Raw genomic sequence first — 23,755 nt, forward strand, 5'->3', positions numbered from 1 at the left:
GGCGAACCGCGCTCCCCTACCCGGACGGCTCGTTCACCCTCGTCACCGCGCGGTTCGCCCTCTACGCGCTCGGCGCGCCGGACGCCGTCCTGCGCGAGCTCCTCCGCGTCCGGCGCCCCGGCGGGCGGCTCATCATGGCCGACCTCGTCCGCGGCAACTTCGCCGGCACCGCGCGCGACCGCATCGAACGCCTCCGCGACCCCGACCACCCGGGCATCCCCACCATCGCGCGGCTCACCGACATGGTCACCGCCGCCGGCGGCACCATCCGCCGCCTCGACGTCTTCACCGTCGAGCGCCCCGCCGAACCCTGGCTGGCCGACGCCCCCGACCCCGACGCCGCCGACCGCGTCCGCGAGGAACTCCTCGACGAGGTCGACGGCGGCCCCCGCACCGGCGCGAAGCCCCGCATCATCGGCGGCGAACTCTGGTTCACCCAAACCTGGGCGCACGTGTTGTGTTAGGCCCGACGACCTCGGCCAAGCCCCCCGGCCAGAGCGGACGGGAAACACTGCGATTGCGTCCGAAGGCAGGTTCGAGCGAAGCGAGAACCTGATCGCGCAGCGAGCCCCCTGGGCGAGTCGGAGCGATGCAGCAATCGCAGCAAGATCCGTGGAAGGAAGGCCCCCTGGGGCCTGACGCCGAGGGTCTTGCAATTAGCACGTGAGCCCCTTGGGCGAGTCGGAGCGATGCAGCAATCGCAGCAAGGCCCGTGGAAGGAAGGCCCCCTGGGGCCTGACGCCGAGGGTCTTGCAATAAGCACGCGAGCCCCTTGGGCGAGTCGGAGCGATGCAGCAATCGCACGCCGCGCCCGTTGAAGGAAGGCTCCCCGGGGCCTGACGCCGAGGGCGCCGCGATCAATCGAGACGGAGCTCGAACCAGACCGCTTTGCCGTCGCTGGTGGGGCGGGCGCCCCAGCGGGTGGCGAGCTGGTCGACGAGGTAGAGGCCGCGGCCGCCCTCGTCGGTCTCGCCGGCGCTGCGGATGCGGGGCAGCCGCATGTCGGTGTCGAACACCTCGACCCAGACGGCCTCGGCGCCGCGGCGCAGGCGGAGCCGGAACTCCTTCGCCGGGGGTTCGCGGCGGCCCAGGTCGGCGCCGAGGTTCCAGTCGTCCTCGTCGAAGGAGTCGACCATGTCCATGTCGAACTGGACGGGCGCGCCGAGCGGCTCGCCGCCGATGGGGACCGGGATGGCGGGCTCGCGGCGCGGCGTCGGCGTCGTCGTGGCGTGCAGGACGACGTTCGTGACGACCTCGGACACGAGCAGGCACGCGAGTTCGGCCTGCTCGTCGTGCATGCCCCAGGCCGCGAACGCGTCCGCGGCCATCCGGCGGGCCTCCGACACCATGATCGGCTCGGCGGGGAAGGTGCGCTCGACGACGCCGAGCTCGTCGGGGGCGGTGCGGATGACGACGATGGCGACGTCGTCGTCGATGTCGCCGGGGACGGCGTCGTAGGCGGCGTTCGCGATGGCTTCGACGCCGCCGCGGGCGACCTCGGCGACGGCGGCGCGGACGCGGGCCCGGGACTCCTCGCGGGTGAAGTACTCGCCGTCGTCCTTGGGGCGCCGGTCGATGAGCCCGTCGGTGTACAGGACGAGCGTGGAGCCGGGCTTGAGCTCGGTGGTCTCCTCGTTGAAGAGGATCTCGCCGCCCATGCCGGGGGCGCGCAGGCCGAGCATGCCGCCCTCGCTCTCGAAGTCCAGCTCGCCGACCTGCCCGTCCACGATGAGCAGGGGCGGGTCGTGCCCGGCGTTGGCGAACTCGAGGACGCGCGACCACGCGTCGTACACGAAGTAGGTGCAGGAGACGAGCGGCGGGCGGACGAGGTCGTCGCTGTTCCAGCCGGACCGCATCCGCTCGGGGCGGGTCATGGTGCGGACCCACTCGTCGAGCTTGCGCAGGATGTCGGCGGGCGGCTTGTCGTCCTGGGCGAAGGCGCGCAGCGCGGCGCGGAGCTGCCCCATGACGGCGGCGGCGCGGGCGCCGCGGCCCTCGACGTCGCCGATGACGAGGCCGACGCGTCCGGCGGACAGCGGGATGACGTCGTACCAGTCGCCGCCCACCTGCGTCTGGATGCCGTGCCCGTGGGACTCCAGGGGCCGGGCGGGCTCGTACCGCCACGCGATCTGCAGCCCGTCGAGGTGCGGGGGCCGGTCGCCGGGGAGGAGGTGCTTCTGGAACGCGAGGGCGGTCTCGCGCTCCTCCTCGAACAGCATCGCGTTGTCGACGGCGACGGCGACGCGGCCGGCGATGGCGCCGAGCAGGTCGCGGTCGAAGCCGTCGTAGTGCGGGTCGGGGCGCTTCGACAGGTTCGACAGGGCGAGGCTCATCACGCCCAGCAGCTCGCCGCGGACGAGCAGCGGCGCGGAGATCACGGACGTGATGCCCATCGCGTCGCCGAGCCGCTTGGACGACTCGGACGGCGCGCTGAACCGGTGCTGGATCATGTCCTCGACGAGGACGGCGTCGCGGCGGCTCATCGCCTTGGCGCTGAAGTGCCCCGGCGGGTACGAGACGGGCTCGCCGACCTCGGCCCACGTGCCGGGCGGCGGCTCCCAGCCGCCGGCGTGCCGGGACACCCGCCGGTAGAGGCGGTCGCCGCTGTACAGGTCGATGAAGCAGTGGTCGGCGAACTGCGGGACGAGCGTGTCGGCGACGCGGCGCAGCGTCGTCTCGAGTTCGAGGGACCCGGCGAGCCGCTCGCCGATGCGTTCGAGGAGGCCGTAGCGGTCCTGCTCGCGCTGGTTGGAGCGCAGCGCCTCGCGGGCGAAGATGACGACGCCGTCCACCGCGCCGGACGGGTGGCGCAGCGGGACGGCGTGGGCGCGGGTGTAGACGGTGGTGCCGTCGGCGCGCAGGTTGCAGAAGGTGCCCTCCCACACGCCGCCCTTGAGGACGTGCTTGGCCAGTTCGGTGGCCTGCTCGTGGTCCTCCTCGGCGATGCCGAGGGACAGCACCGAGTGCCCGATGATCTCGTCGCCGCCGAAGCCGAAGAGCTGCCGCGCGAAGGAGTTCCCGTAGATGACGTTGGAGAACCGGTCGCAGACGATGACCGCCATCTCCATCTGGTTGAGGACGGTCTCGGGCGGCAGGTGCGCCTCGAAAGGCGCTTCCCCCCAACGCTTCATCTCCCCATCCCGATCAGTTGCGTTCCTCGCCCGTCCGTGCCGCCCCGCCGCCCGGCGATGATCACCGGGCGTCGCGGTGCGGATGCCGCGCGTACCTCTCCCGTCGTATTGAACGACGAACCGACCGCCGGGATACGCCCGAAAGGCGCGATGGTAAGGAGATCTTCGGTATAGACCTGCGGGGCGGGCACGCGGGGGCGCTCAGACGCGGCTGACGAAGACGTGCTCGGCGATGTCGCGCGGCAGTTCCGTCTCAGGACCGTCGGCCTCGTCGTCACAGGTCACCCGCACCCCGTCATCGGTCGCCCGAAGAGTCACCTCTCGTCCCGGTTGTATCCCGAACTGCTTGAGTCTAAGCATCAGGTCGCTGTCGCCCTGCACCTGCTCGCTGATGCGCTGGATGACGGCGCCGGAGCCGGCCGGGCTGGCGACGGCGGTCATCACCGACAGCGGCGGCGTCTGCTCGGCGACGCGGCCGCCGCCCAGTTCGTCCAGGCCGGGGATCGGGTTGCCGTGCGGGCAGGTGGTCGGGTTGTCGAGCAGCGCGACGAGCCGGCGTTCGACGTCCTCGGACATGACGTGCTCCCAGCGGCACGCCTCGATGTGAACGTCCTCCCAGGGCAGGCCGATGACGTTGACCAGCAGGCACTCGGCGAGCCGGTGCTTGCGCATCACGCGGGTGGCGAGGCCGCGGCCGCTCTCGGTCAGTTCGAGGTGCCGGTCCCCCTCGACCCGGAGGAGCCCGTCCCGCTCCATGCGCGCGACCGTCTGGCTCACCGTCGGGCCGCTCTGGGAGAGCCGTTCCGCGATGCGCGCGCGAAGGGGGATGATCCCCTCTTCTTCGAGTTCGAACACCGTCCGGAGGTACATCTCCGTGGTATCGATCAGGCCGTGTGAGGTCACAGCTCCCTCCAGTCTTATGGTGACGAGTCTACTTGCTCGGCGGCCTCGGCGGCGGGCGAGCGAATAACCCGGTGAGAGCGGGTACGGGGAAACGCAAGATGAACACAAGAACTCCCCGCGGCGCCGAAATGTTCCTTCCGGAGGACCCGCGGGACCGCTCCGACCTGCGCACCCTCCGCGACGCGGCGGCCGGCTGCCGCGGGTGCGACCTCTACCGCGACGCCACGCGGACGGTGTTCGGCGAAGGCGGGCCGGACGGGCGCGTCGTCCTCGTCGGCGAGCAGCCCGGCGATCAGGAGGACCGGCGGGGCGCCCCGTTCGTGGGCCCGGCCGGACGCGTCCTCGACCGGGCGCTCGAGGAGGCGGGCATCGAGCGCGGGGACGTCTACGTCACCAACGCCGTGAAGCACTTCAAGTTCACCCGGACGAGCGGCAAGCGCCGGATCCACCAGCCGCCGAACGCGGGCGAGATGCGGGCCTGCCGCCCCTGGCTGGTGGCGGAGCTGCGGATCCTCGAACCGGACGTCGTCGTCTCGCTGGGCGCCACGGCCGGGAAGGCGCTGCTCGGCTCGTCGTTCCGCGTCACCAAGGAGCGCGGGCGGCTCATGCCGCTGCCGGACCTGGAATCCCTCGGCACCCCCGCCGCGGCGAAGGAGGCCGGGGACGGGCCGCCCGGCGGGGGCGGCGCGCGGCTCCTCGCGACGATCCACCCCTCGGCCGTCCTGCGCGCCGAGGACCGCGACGCCGTCTACGCGGGCCTGCTGGACGACCTCCGGATCGCCGCCGGAGCCCTCGGCTGACCCGAGCCCCCGGCCGGCCCGCGCCCGGCTAGCTCAGCTAGCGGACGGGCTCGGCGGTGCGGGCGTCGTAGCGCAGCAGCGCCGGGACCGCGAGCCCGGCCGCGACCACGAGCACGGCGCACGCGATGCCGCCGCCGACCCAGGACGCGCCCGCCCCCGCGACGCTCGCGACCGCCCCGGCCCGGACGTCCCCGAGGCGGGGCCCGCCCGCGACCACCACCGTGAACACCCCCTGCAGCCGCCCGCGCATGTGGTCGGGCGCGTAGGTCTGCAGGATCGTCTGCCGGAACACCGCGGAGATGAGGTCGGCGAAGCCGCCGAGGGCGAGCAGGGCGACCGCCAGCCACAGCGAGTGCGCGAAACCCGCCGCGGCGACCGCCAGGCCCCAGATCGCGATGGCCGCGACGAGCGCGAGGCCCTGCCGCCGCACCCGTCCGACCCATCCGGAGGACAGGCCGCCGACGACGGCGCCGAGCGCGATCGCCGCGAACAGCCAGCCGACGGCGCCCTCCCCGCCGAACCGGGCCTCGGCGACCTCGGGGAACAGCGCGCGCGGCATCGCGACGCCCATCGCGATGATGTCCACCACGAACGACATCAGCAGCACCGGCTGGGTGACGAGGAAGCGCAGCCCGTCGATCACCGAGCGGAGCCCGGGGGTGCCGGCGACCTCGCCGAGCGGCGGGATCGCGGGCAGCCGCAGCGCCGCGTACAGGACGAGCGTGAACAGCACGGCGTCCAGCGCGTACGCCGCCGCGTAGTTCCAGGTCGCCAGCAGCACGCCGGCGAGCAGCGGCCCGGCGAACCCGGCCCCCATCATCACGGTGAAGTTCAGGGTGTTCGCGGCCGGGATGAGCGGTTCGTCGATCAGCCGCGGGATGATCGCGCTGCGGGTCGGGGACGACACGGCGAACCCCATGGCCTGCACCGCGACGATCGTCATGATCAGCCAGAGGCTCTCCAGGCCCAGCAGCGCCTGGAGGAACAGCAGCAGCGTCGCGCCCCACATCACGCAGGACGAGACGAACAGCAGCTTGCGGCGGTCCATGTGGTCGGCGACGGCGCCGCCCCACAGCCCGAAGACGATCAGCGGCACCAGGTTGACGAACCCGAGCGCGCCCACCCAGAAGGACGAGCGGGTCATGTCGTACACCTGGACGGGCACGGCCACCGCCGTCACCTGGAAGCCGATGTACGACACGCCCTGCCCGAGCCACAGCCGCCGGTACGCGGGGTCGGCCAGCGGGCGCGTGTCGATCGCGATGCGCCGCAGCGCGCCCGCGCGCCGTCCGGGCGGGCGTCCCTTGCCGGGGGCGGGACCGGATTGCTCGGGTTCCTCGGGCTCCCCGGGGGTGTCAGGAGCGTCGGCGGGGGTTGGCTGCTGTTCCGATGTCACCGGGACAGGATGCCGCGCCCTCCGCACCGGTGCGGAACCGGGCATCTCCCCCACCGGTCACGGGGACAGCCGGACCGTCGTCCAGGGCCCGGCGGCGGCCGGGTCGTCCACAGCCTGTGGAGGAACGTCGCGGCGGTACTTGATGCGGTCGTGGAGGCGGTCGCGGCGGCCCTGCCAGAACTCGATCGAGGACGGGACGAGCCGGTACCCGCCCCAGAAGTCGGGGAGCGGGACGGCGCCGGCGAGGGCGTCCGGGGCGGTGGAGGTCGCGTCCGGTTCCGGCCATCGTGCGGCCAGTTCGGCGAACCGGCGCTCGAGCTCGTCGCGTCCGCCGATGACGCCGGACTGGTGCTCGCTCGCCCACGCGCCGATGCGCGAGCCGTAGGGGCGCGTCCGGAAGTAGGCGGCCGACTCCTCGCGCGCCAGCGGGACGACCGGGCCCGCGACGCGGACCTGCCGGTGCAGGGCGTGCCAGGGGAAGACGAGCGCGCCGCGCGGGTTCCCGGCGAGGTCGCGGGCCTTGTCGGACGTCAGGTTCGTGAAGAAGCGGAAGCCGTGGGGCCCGTACCCCTTGAGCAGGACGGTGCGGGCGCTCGGGACGCCGTCGGCGGACGCCGTGGCGAGCACCATCGCGTTCGGTTCGGCCAGCCCGGAGTCGTGCACCTGGGCGAACCAGGCGGCGAACAGCGCGAGCGGATCCGCGGGGAGCGCCGACTCGGACAAATCGCCTCCCTCGTAGGATCTGCGGAGCCGTGCTGGGTCGGGCGTTGCGGGATCCACAGCGTCCGAGCCTCCCACCAGGGGTTTGTGCATCTCACATGCCCCCTGGGTACTGGTCAGTAAGGCGGACAGGGTTCAATGGCACGGCACCGCCTTATCAGCTCTGGGGACGAAAGGCAGGACGTACATGTCCGACTTCAAACCTGGTCTCGAGGGGGTCGTTGCCTTCGAGACGGAGATCGCCGAACCGGACAAGGAGGGCGGCGCCCTCCGGTACCGGGGCGTGGACATCGAAGATCTCGTCGGCCGCGTCTCCTTCGGCGACGCCTGGGGCCTGCTGGTCGACGACAGCTTCGACCCGGGCCTGGCGCCCGCCGACCCCCACCTCCTGCCGGTCACCTCCGGCGACGTCCGCGTCGACGTGCAGAGCGCGCTCCCGACCCTCGCCCCCGCGTACGGGATGCGCCCGCTGCTCGACATCTCCGACGAGGAGGCCCGCGCCGACCTCGCCCGCGTGTCGGTGACGGCCCTGTCGTTCGTGGCGCAGTCCGCGCGCGGCGTCGGCGTCCCGATGGTCCCGCAGGCGCGGATCGACGAGGCCGAGACGATCACCGAGCGGTTCATGGTCCGCTGGCGCGGCGAGCCCGACCCCAAGCACGTCGCCGCCATCGACGCCTACTGGGTCTCCGCCGCCGAGCACGGCATGAACGCCTCGACGTTCACCGCCCGCGTCATCGCCTCCACCGGCGCGGACGTCGCGGCGAGCATCTCCGGCGCGATCGGCGCGATGTCCGGCCCGCTGCACGGCGGCGCCCCGGCCCGCGTCCTGCCGATGATCGAGAAGGTCGAGCAGCTCGGCGACGCCCGCAAGGTCGTCACCGACATCCTCGACTCGGGCGAGCGGCTCATGGGCTTCGGCCACCGCGTCTACCGCGCCGAGGACCCCCGCGCCAGGGTGCTGCGCCGCACCGCCAAGGAGCTGGACGCCCCGCGCTTCGAGGCCGCCAAGGCCCTGGAGGACGCGGCCCTCGCCGAGCTGCGCGAGCGCCGCCCCGACCGTCCGATCGAGACGAACGTCGAGTTCTGGGCCGCGGTCATCCTCGACTTCGCCGAGGTCCCGACGGCGATGATGCCCGCCATGTTCACGTGCGGCCGCACCGCCGGCTGGGCCGCGCACATCCTCGAGCAGAAGCGCACCGGCCGCCTCGTCCGGCCGAGCGCGAAGTACGTCGGCCCCGGCACCCGCTCGCTCGAGTCGGTGGCGGGTGCGGCGGAGGTCCTCAAGCGCAACGGCTGACACGGCCGATCGCACCCCCGCGCACGCGCTGAGGCCCCCGGTCCGCCGGGGGCCTTGCCCGTTCCCGGCCCCTGCACGTCCGCCTCCAGCGGGCACGGTGCCTTCCCCCGCCCTGTCGCACCGACCTTCGCGGGACCGCACCGTCCCGCCGCGTCCAGATCGTAGCCGGACCGGGCCGCCGTGCCCGGCGAACGAGAGAATCCTTCGCGACGACGGCCCGAAACTTTCCGTCTGCGGTCAACTGTCGGGATTTGCTCGCTCTTGGCATCATGAGGCTCGTGAGCGACGAGCGACCGCTGCACCAGGACGAGCCCCTCGAAGGGGACATCGGGCCCGCCTCCGGAGGACCGGACACCGCGACGAGGGACCCCGCGACAAGGGACCCCGCGAGGACGGGCCTCGGCGCGTCCTACGACTTCGGCTCGCCCAAGGACCGGCGCGCGGCGCTGCGCCGGTACGAGGCCGAGCGGGAGGAGCGGCGCCGCCGCGTGGACGCCGCGTCCGGCCGGATCGCCGCCATGCTGGTCGCCGCCCTGCTCGCGTTCATGACCTTCGACTCGGCCCGCACGGCCGTGCAGGCCCGCGAGCGCGGCGACGAGTGGCTGTTCCCCCCGGGCATCCTCGCCGCGGTATGCGGCATCGCCTTCCTCATCGTCATCGCCAGGGTCCTCCGGCGCGGCCAAACGCAGGTGAAGTAGCCTTCTGCGGGTGACCGACAGCGCGAATCCTGCCATTGACATTCCCGCCGACATCAAGCCCGCCGACGGCCGGTTCGGGTGCGGCCCGTCCAAGGTCCGCCCCGAGCAGCTCGCCGCGCTCGCCGAGTCCGGCTCGACCTACCTGGGGACCTCGCACCGGCAGAAGCCGGTGAAGTCGCTGGTGGGCCGGGTCCGCGAGGGGCTGTCGCAGCTGTTCTCCCTCCCCGAGGGGTACGAGGTGCTGCTCAGCAACGGCGGCACGACCGCGTTCTGGGACGCCGCCGCGTTCGGCCTCGTCCGGCAGCGGTCGCAGCACCTGACGTTCGGCGAGTTCTCCAGCAAGTTCGCGAAGGTCACCTCGGGGGCGCCGTGGCTGGGCGAGCCGACGGTCATCTCCGCGCAGCCGGGCTCGCACCCCGAGCCGGCCGCCGAGGAGGGCGTGGACGTCTACGCGCTCACCCACAACGAGACCTCGACCGGCGTCGCGATGCCGATCCGCCGCCCGGCGGGCACGACGGCCTCCGAGGCGCTGGTGCTGGTGGACGCGACGTCCGGTGCGGGCGGCCTGCCGGTGGACGTCGCCGAGACGGACGTCTACTACTTCGCCCCGCAGAAGTCCTTCGCGGCCGACGGGGGCCTGTGGGTCGGCCTGGCGTCCCCGGCGGCGCTGGCGCGGATCGAGGAGATCGCCCAGTCCGACCGGTACGTCCCGGAGTTCTTCAACCTGAAGACCGTCGTGGACAACTCCGCCAAGGACCAGACGTACAACACCCCGGCCGTCGCCACGCTGCTGCTGCTCGCCGAGCAGATCGAGTGGATGAACGGGAACGGCGGCCTGGAGTGGACGACGGCGCGCACGGCCGACTCGTCCCAGCGGCTGTACACGTGGGCGGAGAAGACCGCGTACACGACGCCGTTCGTGGTCGACCCGGCGCAGCGGTCGCGGGTCGTCGGGACGATCGACTTCAGCGACGACGTGGACGCCGCGGCCGTCGCGAAGGTGCTGCGGGCGAACGGGATCGTCGACACCGAGCCGTACCGCAAGCTCGGCCGCAACCAGCTGCGCATCGGCATGTTCCCGGCGATCGACCCGGCGGACGTCGAGGCGCTGACCGCCTGCATCGACTTCGTCGTCGAGCGGCTCTAGCCGTCCCCGCCGGTGCCGTCCGGGTCTCCGGGCGGCACCGGCGGATGAGACGCAGATCTATCGGCGGCCGGTTCGAGGCGGGCGTCCGGCCGAATAAGCTCGGACGCGTGAACCGCGCGCCCCAATGGCTGCTCCCCACCGTGCTGACCGCGCTCGTCCTGGCCGTGGTCGTCGGCGCGCTGCTGAATTGAGCGGCCCGAGTCGATTCTGCGGGTCGAGCCCCGCGGCGGCCCCCGGCGGGCCGGGGGCGCGCGGCGCGGGTCGCGCGCGGAACGGGGATGATCGAGACATGCCATCGCGCCCGTCCCGCACCGCACGCCCGTCCCGGTCCCGCGCGCCGCTCGTGGCGGCGGGCGCCCTCCTCGGCGGGGCGGTGTTCGCGCCGGCGGCGGCCGCCGACGAGTCCGAGGTCGCGTTCCGGATCACCGATCCGCGCATCACCGAGTCCAGCGGGCTGGCGGTCAGCGCCCGGCACGACGGCGTGGTCTACACGCACAACGACTCCGGCGGCGTCCCGCAGATCTTCGCGCTCGGCCCGGACGGGCGGACGCGGGCCGTCCTCACGGTCGGCGGCGCGGAGGCCCGCGACTGGGAGGCCATGGCGGTCGGCGAGGACGAGCGGGGCCGCCCGGCGATCTTCGTGGCGGACATCGGGGACAACCTCGGCGGCGCGTGGCCGCACGTGACGGTCTACCGGGTGCCGGAGCCGCGGAACCTGACCAGCCGGACGCTGCGGGCGACCGCGTTCCGGATGCGGTACGAGGACGGGCCGCGCAACGCCGAGGCGATGATGATCAACCCGCGGACGAACCGGCTGTACGTCGTCAGCAAGCTGTTCGGCGGCAAGGTGTACGAGGCCCCCGCGGACCTGCGCACGTCCGGCTACAACACGCTGCGGGAGGTCGCGGACGCGCCCGCGATCGCGACCGGCGCGGCGTTCTCCCCGGACGGCCGGACGTGCGTGATCCGCACGTACTTCGGCGCGACGGTGTACGGGGTCGGCGCGGACGGGCGTCCGGGCGAGCGGATCGGGTCGGTGCCGATCCCGCGGCAGGAGCAGGGCGAGGCGGTCACGTACACGGCGGACGGCCGGAGCGTGCTGGTGTCGTCGGAGGGCGAGAACCAGCCGGTGCACCGGGTGCCGCTGCCGGAGGAGGCGCTGCCGGCCCCGGAGGGCACGCCGGACGCCGGGTCGGGCGGTGCCGGGCCGGACGGCCGGGAGGCGGCGGGCGAGGAGGGGCGGCGCGACGCGTCCGGGCCCCGGGCGGGCCTGTTCCTCTCCCTCGCGATCGCGGGAGCGGTGGGGTACGGGTGGTGGCGGAGCCGGAGGGGGCGCGCGTGACCGGCCCGGCCTGTCCCGCGCGCGGCATGTCCGTTCCGGTGGGGCACCGGATCGCGGAAGGCGGTCACGGTCCCGCGGCGGCGCGTGTGAGGATGCGCCCTGGGGTAGCGGGCCGGTGCGACGCGGGCGCCGTGCCGGCCCCGGTGGACGTGGAGAGCGGTGGACTCGGACCGGTGGCTGTGAACGCGGTGGCTGTGAACGCGGTGGACGGGAACGCGGTGGACGGGAACGCGGTGGACTGTGCGGTGGAGCGTGAGCGCTGTGGAGCATGAGCTGGTGGGTCTGGCGGGCCCCGGCGGCCGGTGGCGTCCGGTGGCCGCCGTGCCGTTCACCGTCGCGGCGGCGGCGCTGGCGCTGCTGCCGATCCACCCGGTGTGGCTGTGGGCGGCCCTGATCGTGGTCGTGGGCGCCGTCCCGTGGCTGCTGGGGGCGCTGCCGGAGGCGCGGCGCCGCCGGCCCCGCCCGTACTGGCGGCTGTCGGCGGACGGCCTGGAGCGCATCGGCCCCGGCGGCCTCACCCTCACCCGCTACGAGCGCGACCGCATCGACGCGCTGGCCGTCACCACCGGCGACGGCGTGCTGACCGTCTTCCACCGGTTCGGGCGGACGGCGGTGGGGCCGACCGTCTCGCTGGGCCTGGAGCCGATCGCGCTGTTCGTCACCGCGCGGCGGCTCGGCATCCCGCTGCACCTGCTGGACGGGGAGGCGAGCGACCTGCTCGACCCGGCGGTCGAGGAGGCGCTGCGCGTCCCCGGGCTGGACGACGGCCCGGCGAGCGTCGGGGCGCTGCCGCGCGACCACGCGGCGGAGAAGCGGCTGCTGGACCAGGAGGCGGCGCTGCTGGCCGCCGCGCACGAGCCGGGCGAGCACCTGCCCCGGCACGGCGGCGAGGTCCGGCTGGACACCCCGGCGCCGCTGCCGAGCCGCCGCCGGATCGCGGCGCTGGGCGCGCTGACCGGGGTGCTGGGCACGGTGATGATCGCCCGGATCGCGGCGGAGGGGACGGACGCGTTCGGCGCGCGGCTCGCCGCGGCGTGCTGGGCGGTCGCCGCGGTCGCCGGGGTGCTGGCGGCGCGCCGGCGGCTGGCGCGGGCGGTGCAGGTCCGGTGGACGGTGTCGCCCGAGCGGCTGGTCGTGCGGGCCCGTCCGGGCGGGCGCGCGCCGCTGGAGGTCCCGGCGGCGGAGATCGCGGCGATCGTCGTGGGGCCGGGGCTGCGGCCGGACCCGCTGTCCGGGGAGCCGCAGCGCGCCGAGCTGGCCGCGCTCGCGTTCGGGCACCGGCTGGAGCTGCTGGCGCGGCTGCCCGCGGACGGCCTGGACGGGTTCCAGCTCGCGCACGCCCTGGACGACCGGGGCTACCGGGTGATCACGCCGGGGGCGCGGCCGCCGCGCCGCCCGCACTACGGCCTGGACCGGGTGCCGGACGTCTTCCCGTGGGTGCCCGGCGGCCGGCTCGTCGTCGCGGACGGCGGGCTGGGCTGGGCGGACGCCGCCGGGGACGTCGTGATGCAGGTGCCGGGCGAGCACCTCGGGGTGATCGAGCTGCTGACGATCGCGGGGCACGCGTGGGTGCGGCTGCACGACGCGGACGGCGACGAGCTGCTGGCGGCGCCGCTGTCGGCGCTGCGGATCTCCCGGACGGACCTGCGCGAGTCGGCGCGCCGGGAGGGGCTGCCGGTCAACGACGCCGAGTACGACGCCTACCTGAGCGCGGCGTTCCACTCGGCCGTGTCGACACTCGCGGACCCGGGCCCGGACGCCGAGCCGGCCCCCGCGTCGCTCGCGCCGGGCGCCGCGCGGGAGGGCGGGCCGGACGCGCGGCCGGCCGAGCGCGGCGACGACCCGGCGGACGACCGGGCGGACGACCGGGCGGACGCCGACACCGAGGACATCCCGGCCGTGCCCGCGTTCACGCTCGGTCTGGACGCGCCGCCCGGCCCGGCCGCCGCGCCGGGGGCGACGCTGGACGCGACGCGCCGGTCCCGGGTCGGCACGTACGCGATGAGCGTGGCGCTGTGCGAGGCGGTGGCGCTGCTGGGCGCGGTGTGGCTCGGCCCGGAGCTGGGCGGGTTCAGCCTGGTGGCGAGCTGGGCGGTGCCCGCGGGGGTGCTGGTCGGGCTCGTCGGCAACTGGCTCTACGACCGGAACCGGGCGCAGCTGCGGGTGTCGGCGGCGGGTCTCGCGGTCGTCACCCGGCGCGGGCGCGTGGAGTGGGAGCTGGCCCGCGACCGGATCGGCGGCGTCGGGGTGGACGAGTCGTCGGCGCGGATGCCGCGGCTGGTCGCGTGGGGCCCGTCCGGGCGGGTGCTGCGGCAGGTCGCGTTCCCGCCGGACCTGACCGAGCTGCGCCGCGCCTGCGAGCGCTACGGCGTCCCGTGGGGCCCGCCGGACGCGGACCGTCCCGCTCCGCCGCCGCCGGAGCTCTGACGCAGCGGCCACGTCTCCAGCGGCTCGTAGGCCGGTTCGGGATGCTCCTTGCCGGGGAGGCGGCTGCGCATGAGCAGCACGGTGTCGGCCGTCCACGGCGACCCGGCGAACGCCGACAGCGACTCCAGCAGCGGGCGGACGTCCACCGGCCGCCGGGACCGCGCCAGCGTCAGGTGGGGGCGGAACCCGCGGTGCTTGTCGGGCGGCATCCCGGCGCGCCGCCCGGCCGCCGTGGTGGACGCGGCGAGCCGCGCGAGGGCGCGCCGGTCGCCGAACAGGCCCGTCCACAGGACGCGGGCGTGCGCGCCGCTGCCGGGGAACGCGCCGGCGCCCGCGAGGGACAGCGTCATCCGCTCGTGCCGCTGGACGGCACGTTCCAAGCGGGGCAGGAGCCGCTCGAGTCTCCGGTCGTCGAACTCGCCGAGGAACGTGAGCGTGACGTGGATCAGCTCGCGCCGCGTCCATCTCAGCTCCGGGACGTCGTCGCGGTGCGGCCGCACGGCCTCCTCGAGCTCGTCCAGTACGGCCGGAGGCGGTACGAGCGCCACGAAGAGCCTCATGAGCACGTCCCGAGAGCCACCCGTCCAGCTTTCCAGCAGACGGCACCCGTTGTCACGCGGTCACGGCGCCTCGTGACCGGTCCCGGGGGCGGTCGCCGGGCCCGTCCGGCGGGCCGTCCGGCGCCGCGCCCGATCCGCCCGCCGGGCGCCGGGCGAGCGCGGCGACGGCGAGCGGCGCCGCCGCGCACACGATCCCGCCGAGGACGATGCTGGTGCGGGGCCCGAACGTCTCGGCGACCCAGCCGATGAACGGCGCCCCGATCGGGTTCGTCCCGAGGAACACCAGCATGTACAGGCCCATGACGCGGCCGCGCATCTCGGGGGCGACGCTGAGCTGCATCGTCGCGTTCGCGGACGTCGTGAACGTCATGAGCGCGATGCCGGTCGGCACCAGCATCAGCAGGAACGACCAGTAGGTCGGCATCACGCCGGTGATGATCTCCAGGACGCCGAACAGCAGCGCCGCGCCCAGCAGCACCCGCAGCCGGGGCCGGGTCGCCCTGCGCGCGGCCAGCAGCGCCCCGGTGACGGCTCCGAGCGCCATCATGCTCGTCGCGAGCCCGAACGAGGACGCGCCGGTGCGGAAGACCTCGCGGGCGACGAGCGCGATCGTCGTCTGCAGGTTCATCCCGAAGGTCGCGACGAACCCCACCAGCAGCAGGATGATCATCAGGTCGCGGCGGCCCCGCACGTACCGGAGGCCCTCCATGAGCTGGCCCTTCGCGCGTTTCACGGGCTCCGCGGGGTGCAGGTCGTCCGCCCGCATCGCCTGGAGGCCGAGCAGGACGGCGCCGTAGGACGCGGCGTTCACGAGGAACACCGGGCCGGTGCCGATCAGCGCGATGAGCACGCCGGCGACGGCGGGGCCGACCAGCCGCGCGCCGTTGAAGATCGCGCTGTTCAGCGCGATGGCGTTGGGCAGGTCGCGGCGGCCGACCATCTCGACGGCGAACGCCTGCCGGGTGGGGTTGTCGACGACCGTGGCCATGCCGAGCCCGAACGCGAGCACGTACACGTGCCACACCTGCGCCGTCCCGGTGATCGCCAGCAGGCCGAGGACGAGCGCGAGCGCGCCCATCGACACCTGTGTGATCATCAGGACGCGGCGCTTGGGGTAGCGGTCGGCGATCACGCCGCCCCACAGGCCGAACAGCAGCAGCGGCAGGAACTGGAGGCCGGTGGTGATGCCGAGGGCGGTGCCGCTGCTGCGGGTCAGTTCGAGGACGAGCCAGTCCTGGGCGATGCGCTGCATCCAGGTGCCGGTGTTGGACACGACCTGCCCGGTCGCGAACAGCCGGTAGTTGCGGTTGCGCAGCGACCGGAACATGCCGCCGCTCCGCTCGCCGCCGTCGCCGCCGGGAGGTTCGCCGGGTCCCTCATCACCAGAACTCATTACCATTGCTAACGATAATCGAGGCGTGCGCATTCCGGCAAGTGGGCGCAGAACGATCAGAACGGGCGGCCCCCGGCCCGGGGCTCCCGGGCCCCGGGGTCAGGAACGGCTGAGCTTGTCGATCACGGGCGCGGCCCGCCGCAGGATCTCGCGCTCGTCCTCGGTCAGCTCGCCCAGCCGCCGCGACAGCCACGCCTCCTTGCGGCGCCGCTCGGCCGCCAGCAGCGCGCAGCCCCGCTCGGTCGCCTGCAGCACGACCTGCCGCCCGTCCGTCGGATGCGGGCTGCGCAGCACCAGCCCCCGGTCCTCCAGATGCCCGATCACGCGGGTCATCGACGGCGGCTGCACCTTCTCGTGGTCGGCCAGCTCGCGGGGCGTCATCGAACCGTGCCGCTCGATCGCCGCGAGCGCCGCGAACTGGGTGAGCGGCAGCGGGCTGCCCGCCCCGCCCTCGGACGCCTCGGGGCGCAGCGTGCGCAGCCGCCGCGACAGCCGCGCGATCGAGATGCGCAGCTCCTCGGCCAGCCCCGGCGGCCGCCCGGCGCCGCTGTGTTCTGTGGACATGCTCATCGGTCTCCTGTCCGCCCATGCTGCCATGCCCCGGCCCGGAGGCGCCCGGCGTCCGGCCGGTGCGGGCACCGTACCCTGGAGGCATGACGCGCCAGCGCCGCCCCGACCCGCCGCCGATGGAGACCAACGACGTCCGCATCGCCGCCGTCGGCACGGCCGCGTGGGCGGTCGCCCTCGCCGTCCTGCTGCTCCTCGACCTCCCCGACGAGGACCGCTGGTGGATCTGGGTGTGCGTCACCGGCATCGGCATCGGCCTGTTCGCCACCTGGTACGTCCCGCGCCTCCAGGCCGGGCGCGCCCGGCAGGAGGCCGAACGCGCCGCCGCCCGCCGCGAGCACGAACACTCCTAGCCGTCCGTCCCGCTAGTCGTCCAGGTCGCTTTCGGCCAGCAGGACGGGCAGCGCCCCGGGATCGCGCAGGACGGCCTCGGCGTGCAGCCGCGCCTCCCACTCCCCGGTGACCCACGCCAGCGCGCGCGCCAGCCCCTCGGGGCCGTCCGCATGCACCTGACCGTCCCCTACCCACCACTGCACGTCCGTGCCGTCCACGGTCAGACGGTCATGCGCACGGTAGACATCGGGCGCACCGGGCAGCACCGCCCGGACCGCCTCGGGAACGGGACGCTCCTCCCCGGCCCCGACGTCGCCGCCCTCCACCGCGCCGCCCTCCACAGCGCCGCCCTCCACCGCGCCGGCCACCTCGTCGCTCGCCAGGGGTAGGTCGAGGAGTTCGGCGAGCCGCTCCTCCCGGCCGCGCGCCGCGATGACCAGCGGCTGCCCCGCCAGCAGCGGCAGCAGGTCCGGACGGTCCAGGACGAGCGCGTCGCCCGCGTCCACCACCTCCACCGCGCCGTCGACGACGGCCCGCACCCGCTCCGGCGGTTCGACGTCCAGGGCGGGCGCGTCCGCGAGCGCCGTCCACAGGGCGCCGAGCCGGTCGCGGGCGACGTGCCGGGCCGGGTCGGCGAGCCGCTCCAGCAGCTCGCGGGCGCCGCCGGGCTCGTCGAGCAGGTCGTCGAGCGACGTCCGGACGCCGAGCGCCGCCAGCAGCGGCTCGTCCGGCCCGTCCGGCGCCACGTCGTACAGCCCCGCCAGCGACGCGTCCCCGGGCAGCCGGAACTCGCGCGGCCTGCGCCCGTCCAGCACCGGCCGCCGCCCCAGCCACCACGCCGTGTAGGACGGGACGGCCGCGCGCCGCCCCGTGTGCAGGACGACGTGCGCCGGTTCGACGATCGCGGCGCGCCACGGCGGCCCGGCGAGCAGCCGCAGCGCGGCGCCCCAGTCGTCGACCAGTTCGAGGTCGCGGACGGCGGTCAGCTCCGGCACGGCGGGCGGCAGGTCCTGCGGGCCGATGCGGCGCAGGACGTCGTCGGCCCAGCGGTCCTCGTCGTCCAGCTCCAGGGTCTCGGCGCCGTCGGCCAGCGCGGTCAGGTCGACGTCCTCGCCGCGGGCCAGCGCGAACCCGTCGAGCACCCCCGCCGCCGCGAGCACCTCCGCGCCCCACCGGTCGAGCAGCGCGCCGTCGACCACCCCGAACGGGGCGTCGTCCGCCATCAGCCCCCGCAGCGGGCTCCCGGGCAGCAGCAGCTCGCCCGCCGGGTACGGCTCGCCGTCGTCGCCCGGCAGCGCCAGCTCCGCGAGCCACGGCTCGTCCCCCGGGTCGACCGGCCCCGCCGCGACGAGCCCGAGCACCGCCTCCGCGACCGCCTCCGGGTCGTCGGCGTCGAACGACTCCTCGACCGCCGCCCGCACCGCCGGATCGCCCAGCACCGCGCGGGGCCCGGCCTCGACCGCGCCGAGCCGCCGCAGCAGCGGATGCACCGCGTCCGGATGGACGAACCGCAGCCCCAGCACCCCGAGCCCCGCCGGGTCGACGCCGTCCGCGATCAGCAGCCCGCGCGGGCCCCGCACCAGCCGGTCGTCCGCGAGCGGCACCGGCAGCGCGCCGAGCCCCTCCGCGTCAGCCCCCTCCAGGGCCGCGTACACGTCCCGCCACCAGGCCGGTTCCCGCTCGACCGCGGCCAGCTCGTCCACCACGTCGGCCAGCTCGACCCGCCGCACCCCGAGCGCCGCGAGCGCCGGGCTCCGCGCGGGCCAGTCCGGCGGCAGCAGCCCGCCGAACACCGCCGGCCCGTCCCCGTGCCCGCCGAGCAGCTCGACGAACCCGGCGGGGGCGTCCAGCGCCAGCGCGTCCCGGCCGCGGGCCCCGCCCGGCAGCACGGGCGCCTCGGGCAGCCGGTCGGCGACCGCGCGCCGCAGCCGCGCGTCCAGCTCCCCCGCCGCCACCGGCCCCGGCACCAGCCCGAGCACCCCGGGGGACGCCGCGCGCGCCCCCATCAGCCGCACGTACGCGTCGGCGGCCCGCGCCACGAGGAAGTCGGTCAGCGGGCCGGGGGCGACGTGCCGCCGGTCCGGCGCGAGCGGGAACGACGCGATCAGCAGCGCGGGCAGGTCGAGCGGCTCGTCCGTCGGCGTCGGCGCGTGCAGCGCCCGCGGGACGTCGCCGCCCTCGGGCAGCGCCCACCGCACCAGCCAGAACGGCCGGTCCCGCTCCTCCACGGGACGGTCGGCCAGCAGCTCGCCCGGCACCGCCCCGTGCTCCTCGACGGTCGCCCACTCGCCCCCGTCGATCACCACGCTCCGCACGTCCGCGCCGCCGAGCGGGTCCGGGCCGTCGGCGTCCCGCTCGCCGGGGCCCTCGGGGCGCCGGGCGGTGAGGGCGCGCTCGGTGCCGTCGACGACGATCTCGACCGACTCCAGGGCCGGGAGCGCCAGCAGCAGCGGCGCCGCGACCTCGGCGAGCTGCGCCCGGACGGACGCGACCGCGCCGTCGTCGCGCAGCGGCAGCCGGACGGCGGTGTCGAAGCCGTCCGGGACCGGCGGGGCGTCCGCGGGCGGCACGGCGAACGGCAGCCGGAGCAGCGGCACCCGGCCGCCGCGGCGCTCGACCTCGGCGGCAACGCCGGGCAGGGCCGCGGCGAGCCCGCGAGCGCGGTCGCGGGACCAGGCGACGGCGCCGGTGCGGGACGCGATCGCGGGGGCGTCGGTGACGGCGACGACGGCGGCGAAGCCGACGCCGAAGCGGCCCACGGCGCCCGTGTCGTCCCGTTTCGCGGACGCCCGGAGCGTCGAGAGCGCCTCGACGCCGGGGGCGTCGAGGGGCGCGCCGGTGTTCGCGGCCGTGAGGACGGCGCCGTCCAGCGCCAGCCGGAGGCGGCCGGGCACGCCGGCGCGGGCGGCGGCGTCGGCGGCGTTCTGCGCCAGCTCGACGACCACCCGGTCGCGGTAGCCGCCGAGGGCGTGGTCGTCCTCGGTGTTGGCGTCCTCGCGGAACCGGGCGGGCGACTCCTCCCAGGCGCGCAGCACCCGCTCGCGGAGGGCGCGGGCGCCGAACGGGTCGTCCGCCGCGTCGGGGGTCGTCGCGTTCCGGGCCGCCGCGTCGGGGGTCGTCGCGTCCGGGGTCGTGGGGCGGGTCACCGGATCAGCTGTGGCCGAGCGCCTCGTCGTCCAGGGGCGCCGAATCGTCCCCCGGACCCGGGACGAGGTCGTAGCCGAGCTCGTCGATCACCGGGGGGCCGTGCTCGGACGCCGCGGGGAGCGTGACGGCCTCGGAGTGCGCCCCGCAGCCGTGGTCGGCGGACACGACGCGGCCGTCGTCGGGGGCGTACTCGTTGGCGCACACGCCGAACACCTGGCGCATCTCCCCCGCGAGCGGCAGGTAGAACCCGCAGGTGGAGCACTGGGCGGGGGCGGACGCGGCGATGGGGGCGCGGGGGCCGTGGACGCCGTCGTACCAGCGCGCGGCGGCCTCGTCGCGGCCCTCGCGGGACAGCACGCGGACGCGGCCGAGGCCCGGCTCCCACTGCGCCTCGCGGTCGCCCTCGGCGGTCTGCGCGAACGCCGGGGTGAGGCGGACGTCGTCGGGCGCGGTGGGCAGCAGGTCGCCGGGGCCGAGGTCGCCGGGGCGGAGCCGTTCGAGCCACGGCACCCAGTCGGGCGCGAGGAGGGCGTCGTCCCCGGGCAGGAGGACGCACTCGTTCACGGTCACCGTCCTGGCGCGGGACGCCCGCACCACGGTGACCGACCAGCGCCAGCCCCGGTAGGCGGGGTCGAGGCACTCGAACGCGTGCGTGACCACCCGGTCGGCCTCGGCGCGGAGGCCGAGATGCTCGCCGACCCGTCCCGGTGACGCCGTCTCCTCCGCCGCCGCGCGGGCGAGGTCGACGGCCTCGGCGCAGGCGCGGTCGACGGCGGGCGTCCGGGGGCGGCGGGCCCCGGTGGAGCGGCGGGTCGCCCCGTTCTCCGGCGGGGTCTTGGCGTTCTCGGGAGCTGGGCTGGACTGACGCGTTGGGCTCACGCCTCAATTCTCGCCCATGGATCCAAGTGAACGCGCCCGCCGCGGGCGCCCGCCCGTCCCCGGGGCCCTCAGGGGCTGAGGTCGTCGGCGACCGCGCGGAGCACGGTGGCGATCTTCTTGGCCTCGGCCGGGGAGGGGTGCTTGCCGCGCCGGTAGGTGGTGGAGATGCCGTCGAGCAGCTTGATGAGGTCCTCGGTGATCAGCACCATCTCGTCCGGCTTCTTGCGCCGCTGCTTCGCGATGGCCTTCTCGACCGACGGCAGGGTCTCCAGGAGCCGCACCTGCATCGCCTGCTGCCCGCGCCGGCCCTCGACCACGCCGAACTCGATGCGCTGCCCGGGCTTGAGCGTCGTCACCCCGCCCGGAAGAGCGGAGGAGTGCACGAAGACCTCACCCCCGTCGTCGCGGGTGAGGAAACCGAACCCCTTGTCGGAGTCGTACCACTTGACCTTGCCAGTCGGCACGGGAGACCTCGTCTAGTAATCGTCTGGAATCGGTCCCAAGATTAGTGCCTCACCGCGAGCCGGTGAACACGCCGGGGGCGTGGACGGCACACCGGGACCGATGATCGCAAAGTACCCCGAACACGTTCGCCCGGCACCCCATTTTCGGCGCGCGGGAAATGCCCCGTCAGCGGGTCGCGAAACGACCGAGCCAGTCCGGGAACGCGAGCAGGTCCGGCAGGACGACGTCCGCGCCGTAGGCGGTCAGGGCGGCGGCGTCGAACGGGCCGGTCGCGACGCCGACGGACACCGCCGCGGCGGCCCGCGCCGCGTCCACGTCGCCGGTGTGGTCCCCGATGTAGGCGCCCGCGCCGTGCTCGCGCAGCGCCGCGCCCTTGTCCGCCCCGAACAGGCCGCCCACCACCGCGTCCACCGGCAGCCCGAGGAACCGGACCGTCCGCTCGGTGTCGGCCTGGTTCTTCCCGGACACCACGACGACCCGCCCGCCCAGCGCCCGCACCGCGTCGACCGCCGCCGCCGCACCCGGCATCACGGCCGTCGCCGGCACCGCCACCTCGGGGTAGATCGCCCGGTACCGGGCCGCCATCGCGGGCACCTCGGCCGCCGGGAACCAGTACGCGAGCTCCACCTCCAGCGGCGGCCCGAGCCGTCCCACGACGACGTCGAGGTCGATGGGGACGCCGCTCTCGGCGGCGAGCGCCGCGTACACCGCGGAGATCCCGGCGCGGGTGTCGGCGAGCGTCAGGTCGAGGTCGAATCCGACGACCGGCCCGGAACGGGTCGGCGCGCCCGGCAGGGAAACGGCGGACGTTTCCGGCGACATTTCCGATGAATCGCGGTGCAGCACGCCCCACAGGGTAAAGGTCCTCTAAGGACGCCCGAGACGCGAGTACCCGCGCCCTCCCGGTAGTGGCGATGCGACGGGATCCGAGTGGGAGAGCGCGGGAACTCTTCGCGCGGGAACCGTTCCGCGTGGCCGGAACTGGCCTGTCCGGTCACCGGGACTCCGCCCGTGCTGCAGGAATACCCGGCACCCCGGCCACCAACCGCCCCACCAGGGAAAACACAGCACCCGATCGGACCACCACCGCCCCAAAGACGATCAGCCCGGCGAAGGAGGGCGCCATGACGAACGGCACCACCGACCCCACCACCCGGACGGGACGCCGCCGCGCGCCCCGCGCACCCGCGCGGGCCGCCGGCGCCGCCGCCACCGCCGTCTCGATCGCCACCACCGCCGTCGTGGCGATCCTCGCGGTCCACATCCTGTTCACCGTGTTCGAGGCCAACACCGCCAACGGCATCGTCGAGTGGTTCGCCGGCGCCGCCGACCGGCTCGCCTGGCAGTTCGAGGACGTCTTCCGACCGGACGACCCGAAGGTCGCCGTCGCGGTCAACCACGGCCTCGCCGCCGCCGTGTACCTGGCCGCCGGCCGGCTCGCCGCCGCGCTCGTCCGGCGCCTCGCCTGACCGGCGGGCGGCGCCGCCTCCTGCGAGAACGGTCACGAAACGGGGCTCGCCGGGCCTGAGCAGCGGTCACCGAGTCGGAGATGCCTTACTGTTCTTGCGGAGGAAACCATCACCATGACGCCAAGTACTCGCGAGCGGATCGTGGCCGAGTCGCTCCGACTGTTCGCCGACCGGGGCTACGCCGCGACGTCCGTCGCCGAGATCGAGGCCGCGGCCGGGCTGTCCCCGGGCGCGGGCGGTCTCTACCGGCACTTCCGGTCCAAGGAGGAGGTCCTCTCCTCCGCCATCCGCGAGCACATCGAACGGACCCGCAAGCAGATCAGCGACGTCCTCGCCGAGTCCGACTCCTACAAGGGCCGGCCGCTCGAGGTGCGGCTCCGGATGACCTGCCAGGCCGGCCTCGCCAAGATGCGCGAGGAGCAGGACCTGATCCGCGTGCTGTTCCGCGACCTCGACCAGTTCCCCAACCTCGTCGCGGAGATGCGCGAAGGCATCGTCAACCCGCTCTACGACGGCATCGCGACCTGGCTGTCCGAGCAGCCCGAGTACGCGGGCGCCGACGAGGACTGGCCCGCGATCGCCTCCATCCTCGGCGGCGCCGTCGTGAACTACTGGCTGGCGAACGAGTCCATGTACGAGCCGCCGACCCGCATCGACGAGCGGCGCTTCGTGGAGAGCTGGGCCCGCCTCGGCATGGGCCTGGCCACCCGGGAGTCCTCGCCCGCGACCTGACCCGCCCGGACGAACCGGACCGTCCGGCGGGTCGGGGGCGCGCCGCCGCCACCGCACACTTCGGGTGCTCCTACCCTGAAGGGAGCCGTCACGACGGCGGCACGCGACGACGGGCAGAGAATCGGCGGGTCCGGCACGCCCGGACCGGCAGGAGTGGCGCTGCATGGAGACGTATGCGGACTGGCTCCGCGCACGGAGCGATGACGAGCTGCGTGCGCTGCTGTCCGCGCGTCCCGAACTGCTCGCGCCCGTCCCCGCCGACCTGACCGCCCTCGCCGCACACGGCACCCCCCCCGCAGCGGGAGACCGCGGCCGGGGTGGTGGCGCGGGGGGCGAGGGCGGTCAGGTC

23 protein-coding genes are annotated in these 23,755 nt (G+C 75.1%); 12 read left to right on the plus strand and 11 right to left on the minus strand.

The genetic code is table 11. The features are described from left to right. The coding region (locus DMH08_RS28515) for a class I SAM-dependent methyltransferase (RefSeq protein WP_125618906.1) at window positions 1-464 on the plus strand (464 nt) is incomplete at its 5' end. 393 nt (window positions 465-857) lie between these two features. On the opposite strand, the gene DMH08_RS28520 is transcribed toward DMH08_RS28515, so the two are convergent. Both DMH08_RS28520 and DMH08_RS28525 read right to left on the minus strand, forming a co-directional pair. Further along, window positions 858-3,131, minus strand: coding sequence for an ATP-binding SpoIIE family protein phosphatase (locus DMH08_RS28520; RefSeq protein ID WP_026402658.1), 2,274 nt, complete (start codon window positions 3,129-3,131; stop codon window positions 858-860). Window positions 3,132-3,332: 201 nt separating this feature from the next. Then, entirely contained in the window at window positions 3,333-4,034 is a 702-nt protein-coding gene (locus tag DMH08_RS28525) for a metal-dependent transcriptional regulator (protein WP_026402659.1), read from the minus strand. Window positions 4,035-4,162: 128 nt separating this feature from the next. On the opposite strand from DMH08_RS28525, the gene DMH08_RS28530 reads away from it, so the two are divergent. After that, window positions 4,163-4,834 carry a UdgX family uracil-DNA binding protein gene (locus DMH08_RS28530; protein ID WP_199748056.1) on the plus strand — a complete coding sequence of 224 codons (672 nt, stop codon included), beginning with the start codon at window positions 4,163-4,165 and terminating at the stop codon, window positions 4,832-4,834. A 37-nt stretch (window positions 4,835-4,871) separates the two neighbouring features. Here the strand turns inward: DMH08_RS28530 and DMH08_RS28535 are convergent, their stop codons facing one another. Together DMH08_RS28535 and pdxH are read right to left on the minus strand one after the other, a co-directional pair. Further along, window positions 4,872-6,230: an MFS transporter gene (locus DMH08_RS28535; protein ID WP_233617865.1), complete on the minus strand. Its 1,359-nt coding sequence runs from the start codon at window positions 6,228-6,230 to the stop codon at window positions 4,872-4,874. Between the two features lie 57 nt (window positions 6,231-6,287). Then, window positions 6,288-7,043 carry a pyridoxamine 5'-phosphate oxidase gene (pdxH, locus tag DMH08_RS28540; protein ID WP_125618912.1) on the minus strand — a complete coding sequence of 252 codons (756 nt, stop codon included), beginning with the start codon at window positions 7,041-7,043 and terminating at the stop codon, window positions 6,288-6,290. Window positions 7,044-7,137: 94 nt separating this feature from the next. On the opposite strand from pdxH, the gene DMH08_RS28545 reads away from it, so the two are divergent. From DMH08_RS28545 to DMH08_RS28565, 6 genes are all read left to right on the plus strand, one after another. After that, the gene (locus DMH08_RS28545; protein ID WP_125618913.1) at window positions 7,138-8,247 is read left to right on the plus strand and encodes a citrate synthase 2; all 1,110 of its coding nucleotides are present in this window, start codon (window positions 7,138-7,140) and stop codon (window positions 8,245-8,247) included. A gap of 278 nt (window positions 8,248-8,525) precedes the next feature. Beyond that, window positions 8,526-8,945 (plus strand): hypothetical protein, encoded by a 420-nt coding sequence (locus DMH08_RS28550; RefSeq protein ID WP_125618915.1) that lies wholly within the window; start codon window positions 8,526-8,528, stop codon window positions 8,943-8,945. A 10-nt stretch (window positions 8,946-8,955) separates the two neighbouring features. Continuing rightward, window positions 8,956-10,092, plus strand: a complete 1,137-nt coding sequence (serC, locus tag DMH08_RS28555; protein ID WP_125618917.1) for a phosphoserine transaminase — start codon at window positions 8,956-8,958, stop codon at window positions 10,090-10,092. Window positions 10,093-10,136: 44 nt separating this feature from the next. Further along, window positions 10,137-10,283, plus strand: coding sequence for a hypothetical protein (locus DMH08_RS40420; RefSeq protein ID WP_157433002.1), 147 nt, complete (start codon window positions 10,137-10,139; stop codon window positions 10,281-10,283). 98 nt (window positions 10,284-10,381) lie between these two features. Next, entirely contained in the window at window positions 10,382-11,434 is a 1,053-nt protein-coding gene (locus DMH08_RS28560) for a hypothetical protein (protein ID WP_125618918.1), read from the plus strand. A 261-nt stretch (window positions 11,435-11,695) separates the two neighbouring features. Further along, on the plus strand, window positions 11,696-13,861 hold the full coding sequence (locus DMH08_RS28565) for a hypothetical protein (RefSeq protein ID WP_125618920.1): 2,166 nt from the start codon (window positions 11,696-11,698) through the stop codon (window positions 13,859-13,861). Here DMH08_RS28565 and thpR read toward each other — a convergent pair. The 3 genes from thpR to DMH08_RS28580 all read right to left on the minus strand — a co-directional run bounded on the left by thpR (window position 13,798) and on the right by DMH08_RS28580 (window position 16,384). Beyond that, window positions 13,798-14,421 carry an RNA 2',3'-cyclic phosphodiesterase gene (gene thpR, locus DMH08_RS28570; RefSeq protein WP_026402665.1) on the minus strand — a complete coding sequence of 208 codons (624 nt, stop codon included), beginning with the start codon at window positions 14,419-14,421 and terminating at the stop codon, window positions 13,798-13,800. The two genes, DMH08_RS28565 and thpR, sit on opposite strands and share 64 nt — an antisense overlap. A gap of 52 nt (window positions 14,422-14,473) precedes the next feature. Further along, entirely contained in the window at window positions 14,474-15,814 is a 1,341-nt protein-coding gene (locus tag DMH08_RS28575) for an MFS transporter (protein WP_442778656.1), read from the minus strand. A gap of 99 nt (window positions 15,815-15,913) precedes the next feature. Further along, on the minus strand, window positions 15,914-16,384 hold the full coding sequence (locus DMH08_RS28580) for a MarR family winged helix-turn-helix transcriptional regulator (RefSeq protein ID WP_125618922.1): 471 nt from the start codon (window positions 16,382-16,384) through the stop codon (window positions 15,914-15,916). 83 nt (window positions 16,385-16,467) lie between these two features. On the opposite strand from DMH08_RS28580, the gene DMH08_RS28585 reads away from it, so the two are divergent. After that, window positions 16,468-16,734 (plus strand): DUF2530 domain-containing protein, encoded by a 267-nt coding sequence (locus tag DMH08_RS28585; RefSeq protein ID WP_026402667.1) that lies wholly within the window; start codon window positions 16,468-16,470, stop codon window positions 16,732-16,734. A gap of 12 nt (window positions 16,735-16,746) precedes the next feature. On the opposite strand, the gene DMH08_RS28590 is transcribed toward DMH08_RS28585, so the two are convergent. From DMH08_RS28590 to DMH08_RS28605, 4 genes are all read right to left on the minus strand, one after another. Then, window positions 16,747-19,860, minus strand: a complete 3,114-nt coding sequence (locus DMH08_RS28590) for a sacsin N-terminal ATP-binding-like domain-containing protein (protein ID WP_442778657.1) — start codon at window positions 19,858-19,860, stop codon at window positions 16,747-16,749. A 4-nt stretch (window positions 19,861-19,864) separates the two neighbouring features. Next, complete coding sequence (locus tag DMH08_RS28595; RefSeq protein ID WP_084550265.1) at window positions 19,865-20,740, minus strand: DUF3027 domain-containing protein; 876 nt, start codon at window positions 20,738-20,740, stop codon at window positions 19,865-19,867. A gap of 68 nt (window positions 20,741-20,808) precedes the next feature. Further along, window positions 20,809-21,204 carry a cold-shock protein gene (locus DMH08_RS42680; protein WP_026402668.1) on the minus strand — a complete coding sequence of 132 codons (396 nt, stop codon included), beginning with the start codon at window positions 21,202-21,204 and terminating at the stop codon, window positions 20,809-20,811. A 166-nt stretch (window positions 21,205-21,370) separates the two neighbouring features. Then, entirely contained in the window at window positions 21,371-22,027 is a 657-nt protein-coding gene (locus DMH08_RS28605; RefSeq protein ID WP_125618923.1) for an HAD family hydrolase, read from the minus strand. Between the two features lie 302 nt (window positions 22,028-22,329). Here DMH08_RS28605 and DMH08_RS28610 point away from each other — a divergent pair, with 302 nt between their 5' ends. From DMH08_RS28610 to DMH08_RS41970, 3 genes are all read left to right on the plus strand, one after another. Then, window positions 22,330-22,674, plus strand: coding sequence for a hypothetical protein (locus DMH08_RS28610; RefSeq protein WP_034517964.1), 345 nt, complete (start codon window positions 22,330-22,332; stop codon window positions 22,672-22,674). 114 nt (window positions 22,675-22,788) lie between these two features. Continuing rightward, on the plus strand, window positions 22,789-23,406 hold the full coding sequence (locus tag DMH08_RS28615) for a TetR/AcrR family transcriptional regulator (RefSeq protein WP_199748057.1): 618 nt from the start codon (window positions 22,789-22,791) through the stop codon (window positions 23,404-23,406). Window positions 23,407-23,569: 163 nt separating this feature from the next. Continuing rightward, on the plus strand, window positions 23,570-23,755 hold a 186-nt coding region (locus DMH08_RS41970), incomplete at its 3' end, for a hypothetical protein (RefSeq protein WP_148108608.1).

It is taken from the genome of Actinomadura sp. WAC 06369, assembly GCF_003947565.1.
In the GTDB taxonomy this organism is placed as follows: domain Bacteria; phylum Actinomycetota; class Actinomycetes; order Streptosporangiales; family Streptosporangiaceae; genus Spirillospora; species Spirillospora rifamycini.